The 14,502-nt window shown below is 39.7% G+C and carries 14 protein-coding genes; 2 read left to right on the top strand and 12 right to left on the bottom strand.

Translation table 11 applies throughout. The features are described from left to right. The first annotated feature begins 58 nt into the window (after nucleotides 1–58). A complete protein-coding gene (gene aspT / locus GJV03_RS13905) occupies nucleotides 59–1,744 on the top strand; it encodes an aspartate-alanine antiporter (RefSeq protein WP_105713461.1) in 1,686 nt (561 codons plus the stop codon). A 54-nt stretch (nucleotides 1,745–1,798) separates the two neighbouring features. Next, the gene (locus GJV03_RS13900) at nucleotides 1,799–3,400 is read left to right on the top strand and encodes a bifunctional aspartate transaminase/aspartate 4-decarboxylase (RefSeq protein ID WP_154130324.1); all 1,602 of its coding nucleotides are present in this window, start codon (nucleotides 1,799–1,801) and stop codon (nucleotides 3,398–3,400) included. Nucleotides 3,401–3,534: 134 nt separating this feature from the next. Here the strand turns inward: GJV03_RS13900 and GJV03_RS13895 are convergent, their stop codons facing one another. The 12 genes from GJV03_RS13895 to paaB form a co-directional block, all read right to left on the bottom strand. Continuing rightward, nucleotides 3,535–3,993, bottom strand: coding sequence for a hypothetical protein (locus tag GJV03_RS13895; protein ID WP_154130323.1), 459 nt, complete (start codon nucleotides 3,991–3,993; stop codon nucleotides 3,535–3,537). A 391-nt stretch (nucleotides 3,994–4,384) separates the two neighbouring features. Then, complete coding sequence (locus GJV03_RS13890) at nucleotides 4,385–4,972, bottom strand: hypothetical protein (protein ID WP_004717747.1); 588 nt, start codon at nucleotides 4,970–4,972, stop codon at nucleotides 4,385–4,387. 60 nt (nucleotides 4,973–5,032) lie between these two features. Beyond that, nucleotides 5,033–5,974: a PaaX family transcriptional regulator C-terminal domain-containing protein gene (locus GJV03_RS13885; RefSeq protein WP_105713457.1), complete on the bottom strand. Its 942-nt coding sequence runs from the start codon at nucleotides 5,972–5,974 to the stop codon at nucleotides 5,033–5,035. 49 nt (nucleotides 5,975–6,023) lie between these two features. After that, a complete protein-coding gene (gene paaK / locus GJV03_RS13880; RefSeq protein ID WP_154130322.1) occupies nucleotides 6,024–7,352 on the bottom strand; it encodes a phenylacetate--CoA ligase PaaK in 1,329 nt (442 codons plus the stop codon). 69 nt (nucleotides 7,353–7,421) lie between these two features. Further along, nucleotides 7,422–8,636 (bottom strand): 3-oxoadipyl-CoA thiolase, encoded by a 1,215-nt coding sequence (pcaF, locus tag GJV03_RS13875; RefSeq protein ID WP_154130321.1) that lies wholly within the window; start codon nucleotides 8,634–8,636, stop codon nucleotides 7,422–7,424. A gap of 10 nt (nucleotides 8,637–8,646) precedes the next feature. Next, nucleotides 8,647–10,200, bottom strand: a complete 1,554-nt coding sequence (locus GJV03_RS13870) for a 3-hydroxyacyl-CoA dehydrogenase (RefSeq protein ID WP_154130320.1) — start codon at nucleotides 10,198–10,200, stop codon at nucleotides 8,647–8,649. Between the two features lie 2 nt (nucleotides 10,201–10,202). Further along, a complete protein-coding gene (gene paaG / locus GJV03_RS13865; protein ID WP_154130319.1) occupies nucleotides 10,203–10,994 on the bottom strand; it encodes a 2-(1,2-epoxy-1,2-dihydrophenyl)acetyl-CoA isomerase PaaG in 792 nt (263 codons plus the stop codon). Then, nucleotides 10,994–11,764, bottom strand: coding sequence for an enoyl-CoA hydratase-related protein (locus GJV03_RS13860; protein WP_154130318.1), 771 nt, complete (start codon nucleotides 11,762–11,764; stop codon nucleotides 10,994–10,996). The genes paaG and GJV03_RS13860 overlap by 1 nt, the downstream gene beginning before the upstream one ends. Nucleotides 11,765–11,789: 25 nt before the next feature. Next, complete coding sequence (locus GJV03_RS13855; protein ID WP_004717759.1) at nucleotides 11,790–12,848, bottom strand: 2Fe-2S iron-sulfur cluster-binding protein; 1,059 nt, start codon at nucleotides 12,846–12,848, stop codon at nucleotides 11,790–11,792. Between the two features lie 52 nt (nucleotides 12,849–12,900). Further along, on the bottom strand, nucleotides 12,901–13,401 hold the full coding sequence (gene paaD, locus GJV03_RS13850) for a 1,2-phenylacetyl-CoA epoxidase subunit PaaD (protein ID WP_151957653.1): 501 nt from the start codon (nucleotides 13,399–13,401) through the stop codon (nucleotides 12,901–12,903). A 28-nt stretch (nucleotides 13,402–13,429) separates the two neighbouring features. Further along, nucleotides 13,430–14,185, bottom strand: a complete 756-nt coding sequence (gene paaC / locus GJV03_RS13845) for a 1,2-phenylacetyl-CoA epoxidase subunit PaaC (RefSeq protein ID WP_154130317.1) — start codon at nucleotides 14,183–14,185, stop codon at nucleotides 13,430–13,432. An 11-nt stretch (nucleotides 14,186–14,196) separates the two neighbouring features. Continuing rightward, nucleotides 14,197–14,487 carry a 1,2-phenylacetyl-CoA epoxidase subunit PaaB gene (gene paaB / locus GJV03_RS13840; RefSeq protein WP_004717766.1) on the bottom strand — a complete coding sequence of 97 codons (291 nt, stop codon included), beginning with the start codon at nucleotides 14,485–14,487 and terminating at the stop codon, nucleotides 14,197–14,199. Nucleotides 14,488–14,502: the final 15 nt, after the last annotated feature.

The following is a 14,502-nucleotide window of genomic DNA, read 5'->3' as shown; positions in this document are numbered from 1 at the left end:
AAATGAACATTCTATTCATAATCAAATATAGATTAAATAATAAAGGTGGGGCCGTAAAATGATTGAATGGCTACAAGGTGAATTAAAACATAGTCCTGAAATCCTATTATTTTTATCCTTAGCAATAGGGTTTTGGATCGGTCAATTTCAATTTGGAAAGTTTCAATTTGGTGGTGTTGCAGGATCATTACTTGTCGCTGTTATTCTAAGTCTTATTGGGGTACCAATCGACAATGGTGTAAAAGCGATTCTTTTTGCTTTATTTATTTACGCAGTCGGTTTTGAAAGTGGTCCACAGTTTTTTAAATCGCTTGGACCACAATCCATTAAAGAAATTTTGTTGGCTATTTTTATGGCTGTATGTGGACTCATTACGGTCTTAGTCATGGCAAAAATCTTTAATCTAGATAAAGGCTTAGCCGCAGGTCTAGCTGCAGGTGGGATGACCCAATCTGCGATTATTGGTACGGCGGGCGATGCGATTTCTCGTCTAGACTTACCACTTGCAGAAATTCAAAAACTTCAAGCCAATGTTGCGATTGGATATGCTGTGACCTATATCTTTGGTTCTCTAGGCGCAATTATTGTCTGTGTGAATATCTTGCCAAAATTTATGGGACGAGAAATTCATGATGATGCCTTAAAAGCGCAAGCGGAACAGTTAAAAGGTGCATTTGAACTGGCACCTGGTCAAGAATTGGCTATGCCTGAAATTGTTGGTCGTATTTACAAAGTCAAACAAGCATCAGGACACACCATTGCCGAACTCGAAACAAAAGTACCGAGCGTCACCATTGAACGATTAAAACGCAAAGATCAATTTATTGATGTTGCGCCCGAAATTACCTTAGAGAAAGATGATGTTGTTCTGGTCGTTGGTCGCAGGACAAGTATCGTTTCCATTGCCGAGTTTATTGGATCTGAGTTGCAATCCTCACAAGGCATGGAAATGATCATGGATACCACAGATGTCATATTACGAAACTCAAAGTATGCCAACCGTACCCTTGGAGATATCAAAGCCAATACCCCAGATTACTTAAAGCATGGCATTTATGTGCTGGCAATTAAACGTAACAGTGAAGCACAAGCTTTAAGTGATGATACGGTCCTGCGTCAAGGCGATGTGGTCACCGTATATGGAACTAAAAGTGATCTTGAACGCCTAGTCAAAGAGGCGGGTAAAGCTTTACCCGAAAGCTTAAAAACAGACTGGATTTTCCATGGTGCAGGTTTAGTTGTTGGTTTAGTCATTGGCCTATTTGTTGTCCGTATTGGAGATGTTCCTTTAACCCTTGGTGCAGGTGGCGGTGCGCTGTTATCAGGTCTGTTATTTGGTTGGCTACGTAGCCGTAACCAAGTCCACGGCAATATGCCTTTAGCCGCTTCACAACTTCTCAAAGATTTAGGTCTTGCTGGTTTTGTTGCTGCTGTCGGTTTGCAATCAGGTTTACAGGCCATTCAAACCATCAAAGAAAGTGGCTTGTCCCTGTTTATGATCGGAGTGGTGGTCACGCTAGTACCGCTGATTCTTTCAATGCTGTTTGCCCGTTATGTACTCCGTTATAACAATGTCGCCGTAATGGCTGGAGCATTAACTGGCTCACGCAGTGCAAACCCCGCTTTTGGTGGCGTACTCGACAAAGCTGGAAACTCAATTCCGACCGTCCCATTTGCGATTACCTATGCACTCGCAAATGTATTTTTAACCTTGCTTGGCCCTCTGATTGTCGGTTTAGCATAAATAATTTTATAAATTTCAAACTCATTCACTTCAAGATAATTAAGGAGACTTCCCATGGGGAACGTTGATTATTCAAAATATGCAAAACTTAGCCCATTTGAACTCAAAGATGAATTGATTGCTTTAGCACAAAGCCATACCGATCGTATGATGCTCAATGCGGGACGAGGAAATCCAAACTTTCTTGCAACTGTTCCACGGCGTGCCTTTTTCCAATTGGGTTTATTTTCTGCCACTGAATCAGAATTTTCTTTTTCCTATATGCCAGAAGGACTTGGTGGATTTCCTCGTGCGGAAGGATTGCAATCACGCTTTGACCACTTCATCCTAGAAAATCGTGACAAGCCAGGTGTTGTTTTTCTGGGTAAAGCGATTTCTTATGTTCGTGACCAATTGGGACTTGATCCCGATGCATTCTTACTCGAAATGGTCGAAGGTATACTTGGCTGTAATTATCCTGTCCCAGATCGAATGCTAAGAGTCAGCGAAAAGATTATTAAAGAATATGTTTTACGTGAAATGGGCGTACAAGGTATGCCTAAAGAGGAAATCGATTTATTTGCAGTGGAAGGCGGTACAGCTGCAATGGCTTATATTTTTAATTCATTAAAAGAAAATAAAATTATTTCACATGGTGATCGTATTGCCATAGGTTCGCCTATTTTTACCCCTTATCTCGAAATTCCAAAACTCAATGATTATCAGCTCGAAGAAGTACTCATCAAGGCTGATCCTAATCTTGGTTGGCAATACCCTGAATCCGAATTACGCAAATTAGAAGATCCATCGATTAAAGCATTTTTCTTGGTGAATCCAAGCAACCCACCTTCGGTTAAAATGAGTGATGAAGGTTTAGCGATTTTGGCTGATATTGTTAAAAAACGTCCTGACCTGATTATTTTAACAGATGATGTTTATGGCACATTTGCAGATAACTTTAAATCCTTATTTGCAATTTGCCCTGACAATACCATTCTGGTTTATTCTTTCTCTAAATATTTTGGTGCAACAGGATGGAGACTTGGGGTTATTGCCTTGAGTAATGATAATATTTTAGATAAAAAAATTGCTGCGCTTTCTAAAAAAGACAAGAAAGAACTCGAAGAACGTTACTCATCCCTCACCACAGATCCATCTAGTATTAAGTTTATTGATCGCCTTGTTGCCGATAGCCGTAATGTTGCTTTAAATCACACGGCTGGATTATCCACACCTCAACAAGTACAAATGGTTCTTTTTGCTTTATTTAATATGATGGATTCTCGTCAAAGCTATAAAAAAGCAGTGAAATCTGTGGTTCGAGAACGTGATGCTGCGCTTTATAGACAGCTTGGGGTTGAAGTCCCACAAGATCCAAATGCCGTTGATTACTATACCTTGGTCAATTTAGAAAATACCTCACGGAAACTATATGGTGATGCATTTGCTGATTGGGTGATGAAAAATAAGAATCCAACAGAATTACTTTTCCGAGTTGCTGATGAAACAGGTGTAGTACTACTTCCGGGTTCAGGTTTTGGTGTTCAACATCCTTCTGCACGCGCCTCGCTTGCCAACTTAAATGAATTCCAATATGCAGCAATCGGGACTTCATTACGAAAATTTGCTGAAGAAGCCTATCTGGAATATAAAAAAGCCAGCAAAAAGAATAAATAAGCATAAATAGCTTAAGTATCAGTTTTAAAAGAAAAAGATCGCATTAATGCGATCTTTTTTGTTTGCGAATGGTTAGCCAAGTTAAGCTCTATTTTCCTGTCGCGATCAAATCTCATTACAGTATTTAAACACTCTTAATTCTGCACTTTACATTTTATTGCTTTTGCAGGAGTAATATTGGTCGCTGAAACTAATTGAGTTGAATCAAAACCTTCAGTTTCCTCTATAAATAAATGATAGTCTTTAATATGAATCGTTGCCTGTCCCTCATATTGGCAATAACCTTTTTTAATATTGTCTGGTAACTTAAAAGTCTTTTTTGCTGCATCAAAGTTGCTAAAGCAAAACCAGACATCTCGTGTATCACCTTTTGGGCGTGGAATAAGTGCAGCTGATGTTTTGTTAGGTTCAAAGCAAATATCATCGCCCATATAATCTAAATATTCAGGGTCTAAATTACGTGAAAATTTTCCTGTTAAAGTGGCTAGTCCCTGATAATTTTTAAAACCAGACTCGGTGTTTGTGTATTTGAAGCTTTGTGCTTGTGCAAATACTGGCAATATCCCTAAGGCAATCACTAAAATTTTGTTCATCATCATCCTAATCTACATTTTATAAAGTGCTAAATTTGCAGTAATTTTACCCAATCTTAACAAATAAAAGAACCACTGAGACATCTATGACAACAGCCTTTTGCTCAACAGCTTGACTTGTTCAATTTGTTGCGTGACCACCATAAGCTTTGGATAATCGTCAGTAAGAGGATGTTTTTTCTTATTTTAAGAGATTGGCGAAAAAATCATATGTGTGGAAAAGCAAGAACCGAATTCATTGCTTAACTTGGTTCTCAATGAAATATTGTTAAACTATTTTAGGACGAGACAAAACAATGTGTTGAACCTATTTTCTGATTGTAAATTCAGTACGCATTGATCCAATTCACAATATTGTGATACTCGCCATCAATGAAGATTAAGCCACAAATTAGTACAACTTATGCTCAGCTTTAAAGTTTGTAAAATCTAACCGATTCTCTAAAGAAATCAAAGGTTCCACCTCTCGTAATGAATTTATACAACGCTGTGTAAGATGAATATATTCATTTGTTCCATTTCGCTTCCATTCAATTTCTTGTTCTAGTAAATCACGAACGACTTTTGCAGGACTTCCAAGAGCGAGCACATTTGCGGGTATAACTGCCTTGGCTTTAACTGTGCTATTGGCCCCAATAATGGTATTTTCACCAATTTCAGCTTCATCAAGAATGACACTATTCATGCCAACCAAAACATTTTTGCCAATTGTACAGCCATGTAAAATAGCAGCATGACCGATATGCCCATACTCTTCGATTAAAGTAATACTTTTCGGAAAGCCATGAATCACGCAGTTATCTTGTACATTGGAATTTTTACAGACATGAATCTGTCCAAAATCAGCACGTAACGAAGCAAAAGGGCCAATATAAACGCCCTCTTCAAGAATAACATCACCAATTAATACAGCAGTTGGATGTACAAAGGCGTTAGGGTGTACGACTGGAATTACATTATCAATAGCATAACAAGGCATGTGAATAATCCATATTTTTCAAAGCCCAACTCATTTAAATAATTAAATGAACTAGTGGGTTTAAACACCCATTTCCTCAACTTTTAAACCACCAAATCGCTTATAAAACATAGGATGTAAAGGTGGCATAAAACCTTCTGATGTACGAGCAAACTGCATAAAGTACTCTTCCCCTGCAAAAACAACCAGTTGATAGAGGTTACTACTCAAATTTCTCGCATTCAGTGATAACCAGTTTGAAGGTAATAATTCAAATGGTAAATTTGGGTCTTTTAATAAAATTCGGCGGAATTGATGAATAAGCAAAATACGGATTTGAAATGCTTGTGCAGCATCCATATCATCTGAATTTTCCACAAGATTTAAGAACTCTCGAAAATCTTGGATAAATTTTTCATAACGTGAATGTAACTCAAGAATTGGCCAATTAACTTCCACCATTCGTTTTACCGTTGGATAAGATTCTTGCCACAGTTGCAAAGTTTCAGCTTTAAAAATTACCACTTGATCTGTCATGTTCTGACTGAGCAATAAATTCTGTAATTTCAATTTATCGCAACTTGGATAAGCCATTACATTACTTGCGATACTGGCAAAACCCAGCCACTCCAATTCTTTCTTTAAAATTTGTTTATTATCAATATCTAATGAACTGAGTAAGACCAAATCCCAACTTTGATCCCATTCTTTATGATTAAAATTATAAATTTTAGTATCTGCCAGTGTAAAACCGTTGAGACTACTTTCAGTCACACGATAATAACTTGTACGACCAATTTTTTCAGACACTAACCAACCATTTTGTACCAGTCTAAATACAGCAGTCCGTACCGAACGCTCATTGAGTCCAAAAACACTCATTAACTGAATCAAACTTGCAAGACTGATAATCCCACCATGATGATGCACACAGTCACCAAAAACCGTCATGATCAGTGAAGTTCCACTTAACATTTCTTTGGTAATAAAATCATCTATAGCAAGTTTTAATTTTGAATTCATAATGTTCGATAGGACCTTAATTTAACAATCTCAAATAACAACACTCAAATTAACCAAGGCTAAGCGTACTTGATGGATGTGTAACATGATTATTGTTGCGCAAATCAAATACACGCTGAGCCTTACCTTCTGAACGTGGCAATGCCCCTTCTGCCAAAATTTCAATGCTTACCGTAATTCCAACCATCGTTTTGATCTTAGTTTTGAGCTGAGTACACAGTTGTGCGTGTATTTCCTGAGGTATATCTTGACGCATTTCTGTACGGATGTGCAATCCATCCAGATGACCTTGTTTACAAATTTGAATCTCATAATTAGGAACCAATTCAGGGATTTGTAAAATTTGTTCTTCAATTTGAGATGGAAATACATTTACACCACGAATAATCATCATATCATCACTACGCCCAACAATTTTATCCATACGGCGCATTGTTCTTGCTGTGCCTGGCAATAAACGAGTCAAATCTCGGGTTCGGTAACGAATGACAGGCATGCCTTCTTTGGTAATCGTGGTAAAAACTAATTCGCCCAATTCACCATCAGCTAGTACCTCTCCTGTTTCTGGATTGATAATTTCAGGATAAAAATGATCTTCCCAAATGGTCAAACCATCTTTAGTCTCCAGACATTCCATCGCAACACCGGGTCCCATCACTTCAGATAAGCCATAAATATCCAGTGCATCAATCCTTAAACGATCTTCAATTTCTTTACGCATCTCATTGGTCCACGGTTCCGCACCAAATATTCCGGTTTTAATGGAGCACTCTTTGGCAGTACCAAATCTTTTTTCCAATGCTTCAATAATATTTAAGCAATAGGATGGTGTCACCATAATTGCCGTGGGTTTAAAGTCATGTATCAATTGTACTTGCTTCTCAGTTTGCCCACCTGACATGGGAATGACCGTTGCGCCTAAGCGCTCAACACCATAGTGCGCACCTAGACCACCAGTGAATAGTCCATAGCCATAAGACACTTGAATAATATCTTGATTACTTAAACCTGCAGCACGTAATGAACGCGCCACAACATCAGACCAAACTTGAATATCTTTTTGGGTATATCCTACAACAGTGGGTTGCCCCGTTGTACCTGACGAGGCATGTACTCTGACTATTTGCTGTTGTGGAACTGCGAACATGCCAAATGGATAATTTTCGCGTAAATCTTTTTTAGAGGTAAATGGAAATTTAGCTAGATCTGCTAAAGTTTTAAAATCATCAGGATGTATCCCAACTTCATCAAATTTCTGACGATAGACGACACTATTCTGATAAGCATGTTGCAATGTTTGTTTCATACGTTCAAATTGAACATTGCGTAATTCATCAACCGATGCTTTTTCTAAATGTTCCAATGTATTGTTATTCATATTGTTACTCCCTGAACAGCCATCCTTTGGCTGTTTCTTAAAATCCTTGGTTTGGTCTTGCAGTGGTTGTTATGCGTCAAAATTTTCCAAAATAAGCGCAACACCTTGCCCAACACCCACACACATCGTACATAGTGCATATTTTCCATTACGGCGTTTCAATTCTTTCATTGCCGTAATCACCAAACGTGTACCACTCATACCCAATGGATGACCTAAGGCAATTGCTCCGCCATTGGGATTGATCCGTGCATCATCATCGTCCAGACCCAGTGCACGCATTACTGCAAGTGATTGTGCTGCAAATGCTTCATTCAGCTCAATGACATCCATTTGATCCAGACTTAAACCTGTCTGTTTCAGCAGTTTTTGTACTGCTGGTACTGGACCAATTCCCATATATTTTGCTTCAACGCCTGCACTCGCCATTGCAATAACTTTGGCAAGTGGTTTCAACTGATTTGCCGTTGCAAAAGCTTCACTGGTCAATAACACACAAGCGGCTCCATCATTTACACCCGATGCATTTCCTGCTGTGACAGAACCATCTTGTTTGCGGAATGGTGCTTTTAATTTTGCCAAACTTTCCAGTGAGGTATCTGCGCGTGGATGTTCATCTTCAGTTATACGTGTTAGATTTTTTTTACGATCGATTATTTCTACAGCACATATTTCTTCTGCAAACACGCCATTAAGTTGCGCAGTTGCCGTTTTTTTCTGACTATTGAAAGCAAATAAATCCTGATCTTCACGGCTAATCTGAAACTTTTCAGCAACGTTTTCTGCGGTTTCAGGCATGCTGTCCACCCCAAAATTCGCTTTAAATTTTGGATTGATAAAGCGCCAACCAATAGTTGTATCATAAATACTTGCCGTTCGGCTAAAAGCTGTTTCTGGCTTGGACTGTACAAATGGCGCACGACTCATTGACTCAACACCACCTGCCAATACAAATTGTGCTTCACCTGACTTAATAGCACGTGCAGCCAAACCAATCGCATCTAATCCCGAAGCACATAAACGGTTTACCGTAATCGCAGGTACTGATTCTGGTAGTCCCGCAAGTAATGATGCCATTCGAGCGACGTTACGATTATCCTCACCGGCTTGGTTGGCACAACCAAGGATAAGCTCATCTAACTGATCCCAAGCCAACGTAGGATGTTGTTGTTTTAAATATTGAATCGGCAAAGCAGCCAAATCATCTGTACGGATACTACTTAAAGCTCCTGCATAACGACCAATTGGAGTACGAATAGCATCACAAATAAACACTTGTTCCATTTTTTACGCCTTATCCTGCTTGTTTTAATTGTTGTGCTTGCTGCACGGGTAAAGCCAAAGCAGCAACTTTTTTTCTTAAATACAGACTTGGGCGATAGCGTTCCTCACCATAAACTTGATGTAAATTTTCTAAAATCATCAAAATCTGTTGTGCACCCAGTTGCGTCATCCATTGGAACGGACCTTGCGGATAATTCACCCCAAATCTCATGGCAGCATCAATATCGTGTTCTGTCGCGACATCATGCAAAACCGCCTCGCAAGCTTCATTGACTAACATTGCAATGCTTCGCATTACATATAACCCAGGATGATCTTTTGTCCAAACTACATGAACACCAATTGCAGCAAAGAATTGTGTCATTTTTTCTTGATCTGCTTGGCAACATGCTGGAGATGCCGTCGCTGCAATTGCTTTAGCCTTGTTCCAATCCGCATGCCAATCCATCAGTACAACTTTTTGATGTGTATAAACAATATCGGCAGATTCGCCTTGCGTGAGTTGGAGATCAATATCATCAATTTGAATATAATTTTGTTGAGACACAACTTTGTTGATATTGAATGTCGTTTGATTTTTTAGGCGCTGAATAAAATCAGCTTGATTGGCCCATTCACCATGGATACTCACATTCATGTTCTGTGAGCTATCCTGAGTCATTTCAGGTAAGCGATACACTGGTGTTGGTTGTTCTTGATGATAATTATAGAAGCCTTGTTTATTTTTACGGCCTAAACAACCTGCATCTACCAGTTGTTTTTGAATAAGAGAGGGGCGATAACGCGGCTCGTAAAAAAATTCCTGATAGACACTCTGTGTTACTGAAAAATTCACATCTTGACCAATTAAATCCGTCAACTCACATGGTCCCATCGCAAAGCGACCACATTCACGTAAAATGAAATCTAACTGTTCAGGCGTCGTCACATTTTCCTGTAAAGCACGGAAAGCTTCAGCATAATACGGACGAGCCACGCGGTTCACAATAAAACCAGGCGTAGATTTGGCTAAAACCGGTACTTTGTTCCATGTCTGCATCAGATTAAACAAAGCATCTGCATTCACTTTGGCAGTTTTTAAGCCTTGTACAATTTCAACTAGTTTCATTACTGGTGCAGGATTAAAAAAGTGTAATCCAATCACACGTTCAGGTTGTGGAATCGCAGACGCTATTGCAGTTATTGAAATGGAGGAGGTATTAGAAGCAAAAATAGTCTGTTCTGAGCAAATTGCAGCAAGTTGTTGAAAAATGCTTTGTTTCACTTCTTTATTTTCAACTACAGCTTCAATAATTAATCCTGCTGCCGCAAGTTGTTGAATATCATCCGCCACAGTTAAATTCACCAATGCACTGTCCACAAGGGCCTGTGTTATTTTTCCAGCTTGTACACGTTTATTCAGTTGTACTGTCAGCTGTGCAAGTGATGCCTTGGCTATATTGAGATCATGGTCAAAGAGCAGCGTTTGATGACCATTCATCGCAGCCAGTTGAGCAATCCCGATACCCATCGTTCCTGCACCAATAACAGCAACATTTGCTTGCTGTAAATTGAATTGTTGCATGATTAGCATCCTTTAAATTCAGGGCTACGCTTTTGCATAAATGCTTGTACGCCTTCTTTATAATCGCTGGAACGACCTGCTAAACGCTGTAAGTCACGCTCTAAAATCAATTGATCATCTAGGCTATTGTCAGCAGCAGCATGGATTGCTTTTTTAATTAAAGACAAGCCATAGGTGGGTTGTGTTGCCAAATGCTTAGCCAATTTTTCCGCTTCAGCTTTGAGTTGTTCATCTGCAACACTTTGCCAAATCATGCCCAGTTGCTCTGCCTTTTCAGCAGGAATTTTATCGCCCAGCATTGCCAAACCCATTGCCTGCGCGCGTCCAACCAAACGGGGTAAAAACCAAGTGCCTCCCGAGTCAGGCACCAAACCTAAGCGACAAAAGGCTTGAATAAATGACGCAGATTTTGCGGCAAGAACAATGTCACAGGCCAAGGCAATATTTGCACCTGCTCCAGCCGCCACACCATTTACTGCACAAATCACGGGTTTCTGCATTTCTGTAATCAGTTTGATTAATGGGTTGTAATATTTTTCAATCGATACCCCCAAATCAGGTGCGTCTGCATTGGGATCAACCACTCGATCAGCTAAATCCTGCCCGGCACAAAAACCACGACCTTCGGCTGAAATCACCACCGCGCGAATATTTGAATCTTTGGCCCAGGCCTTTAATGTTTGTGATACTTCATGATGCATCGTTTCATTAAAACTATTCAGTTGCTTTGGGCGATTAAAAGTTAAATAACCGACTGCATTTTTTTCTTCAACAATTATGGTTTGGTAATCCATCACACACCTCTAAATTCTGGTTTTCTTTTTTCAAAAAATGCATCAATACCTTCCTTACGGTCTTGAGTTGCCGTAAGCCAGACAAAATGCTGACGTTCTTGCTTCAAGCCTTGGCTTAAAGTTACTTCATGGATGGATTTCAACGATTGTTTAATGACACTGATTGCCAATGGCGCTTGTTTGGCAATTTTTTCAGCCAGTTCAATTGCATATTGCACCGTCAGTGCGCTTGGGCAAATTTGGCTACTAATGCCATGTTGCAATGCAAGCGCTGCAGAAATACGTTCCCCTGTCATTGCCCAACGCATGGCCAATTGCTGTCCGACCAAACGTGCTAAACGCTGTGTACCACCTGCACCTGGCAACATACCCAAACCAATTTCGGGTAAGGCAAATTGTGCATTTTCACCAGTCAGCACAATATCGCCATGCAAGGCGAGCTCAAAGCCTGCACCAAAGGCAAAGCCATTGATCGCCATAATGATTGGTTTTGAAAACTCATCAATGTGTTTCCATAGTAACGGACGTTGATCTTGCTGGATTGTCACCACATCAAGGGCTGCCAATTCATTTAGATCAGCACCCGCTGCAAAACATGTTTCATTACCAGTAATCACAACAGTTTTAATACTTTGGTCCCGCTCTAAATCTTGCAGCACATCCACAAGTTGTTTTAAGGTGGCATTATTTAGCGCATTATGTTTTTCTGGGCGATTTAACTCGATAAGCATCACGCCTGTTTTCACTAAACTGGTTTTTAAGAAATCCATCTCTCTGCTCCAATGTTATTCCGTTTTATTCATCAAAACTCAAACGCACATTTGGAGTCGTTGGCAATGCTTGACAGCTGAGTACATAACCTTTTGCAAGTTCTTCAGGTTCAAGACTATAGTTAATTGCCATCTCGACCTTGCCTTCAAGTACTTTGCATTTACAGGTTGCGCACACGCCACCTTTACATGCATAAGGTAAATCAGCACCGGCACGTAATGCAGCATCTAGAATACTGTCATCTTCTTTGGCGACTTCAATGATCAACTCGCGCCCATCCAGCACAATATTGACTTTTTCTTCATTACGATTGCCAATATGCTGCGCTGTGGCTTTTTTCACAGCCCCAGTATTAAAACGTTCAGTATGAATTTTACTGCGTTCAATGCCAAATTCAGGTAAAACCGTTTCGATGGCCTCCATCATTTCATTGGGACCACAGGCAAAACAATGATCAAATTCTGCATGAATCAGATTTGCTTTAAATAATAATTGCAGTTTTTCAGCATCAATCCGACCATTAAACAAAGCACTGTCATTCATTTCACGAGAGAAGACATTGATCAATTGAAAACGCTCTTTAAAACGATCTTTTAAATCCATAATTTGCTCAGCAAACATGGTTTGTTTCCAAGTACGATTGCCATAAATCAGGGTAAAACTGGCAGCTTGTTGCTGTAATAACACTGTTTTTATAATGGATAAAATTGGGGTAATTCCACTGCCTGCGGCAAATCCTAAGTAGTTTTTTCCTCCAGTTTTGGCAACTTTTTGAAAAAAAATCCCTTGCGGTGGCATTACTTCAAGTTGATCACCAGCTTTTAAATTGTCATTTGCCCAAGTTGAAAATTGACCTTGATCAATTTTTTTAATCGCGATACTCATATCTTCTTGAACATCACTACAAATCGAATAACAACGACGAATTTCACCACTTTCTGTTAAATGGCGAATAGTTAAATGTTGCCCTGGTTGATACTGAAAGCGCTGTTGCTGTTCTGGGGTAAGATCAAACGCAATACAAATCGCCTGCTCAGTTTGGGGCGTAATTGATTTTATGGTTAATGGTACAAATTGACTCATGTGAAAATCCCTCTTTCATTTTAACTTTTCAAACTGTTGAACAATGTTCAACTTAAATGCATTTGAAATAGTCAAATGGTTCTAAGCAGTCTTGGCATTGATATAAGGCTTTACATGCAGTAGAACTAAATTCGCTTAATAATTTGCTGTGTATGCTGTGGCAATGTGGACATTCAATCCCATCGGTTAATGCGACATGCGTACCACAACTGTGTGCCTCGCCTTTTGGAGGTGCGATACCATATTGTTTCAGCTTGTCTTTGCCATTTTGGCTCATCCAATCGGTGGTCCAAGCTTCAGATAAATCCACCACAACTTGAATCGGTGTGAAACCTTTTGCAGTAAACGCGTGTACGATTTCATCTTTCAGCACGTCTGTTGCAGGGCAACCGCTATAGGTGGGTGTAAGTCGAACCACAATATTATTGTCCTGATTCAACTCCACCCCACGAATCATGCCTAAATCCACAACCGATAACACTGGAATTTCAGGATCAGAAATCTGTTGTAAAATATCCCAGCAATCATCGCTAAATTGTCGAATTAAATTCATGTAGTTCACTCCTTGTGAAATGCTGAACTTACCAACTCATATTGGGATAAGTACGTTGCATATATTGCAATTCAGCCAAAACGAAACCTAAATGTTCGGTATGCAAGCCTTGTTTTGCACCACTACGATACGCCCCTGTTTCAGGTAAACTAAGCTCAAAACGTTGCAGTTCAACTGTTACGACATCCAGCCATTGCGCTTTTAAAGGTTCAATATTTGGAATTAAGCCTTCAGTCACCAAGCCTTGTTCTTCGGTGGTTAAGACAAATAATTCTTTGCTAAAACGCCACAGTTCGTTTAAACCTAATTGGGTTTTTGCATGTGCTTCGCTCGTCCCTAAACTTATACGTTCCATCCAAGCAGTAGAAAAACGTAAGTGATATTTCACTTCACGTAATGATTTCAGCGCAAATGCAGCTAACGCTTTGTGTTGGCTATGGCTTAATGCAGCAAATAACAAATGATGATAATGATCCATTAACCACTGGCGTACCATGGTTTGTGCAAAGTCACCATTGGGTTGTTCACATAACAATAAATTGCGATATTCACGTTCGTTACGGAAAAATGCCAATTGATCTTCGTCACGACCTAAGCCTTCCTCTTCACCGGCAAGACTTAACAATGTTCTGGCTTGACCTAGCAAATCCAAACCAATATTGGCTAATGCAATATCCAGCTCTAGCTCAGGCGCATGACCACACCATTCGGCCAAACGATGCGATAAAATCAGTTGGCTATCACCCAAATGCAATAGGAACTGTGCAAATACTGAATGACTCATCTTCGTCCCCCTTACATATGCTCAATGCCATCTGGAATATGGTAAAACGTCGGATGACGATATACCTTGTCTAATGCTGGATCAAAAAATTCATTTTTTTCATCAGGTTGAGATGAGGTAATCCATTCAGATTTCACCACCCAAATACTGATCCCTTCATTGCGACGGGTATAAACATCACGGGCATTCTGGAGTGCAATTTCTGCATCTGGCGCACGTAAACTCCCCACATGACGATGGCTTAAACCTTGTTTACTTCGTACAAAAACTTCAAATAGCGACCAGTTATTTTTATTGTCCATCATAAAATCCTTATT

This window comes from Acinetobacter sp. RIT698, from assembly GCF_009668065.1.
Classification (GTDB): Bacteria; Pseudomonadota; Gammaproteobacteria; order Pseudomonadales; family Moraxellaceae; genus Acinetobacter; species Acinetobacter guillouiae.
The sequence above is the reverse complement of the archived record's forward strand: the minus strand, read 5'-3'. Positions and strand labels throughout refer to the sequence as shown.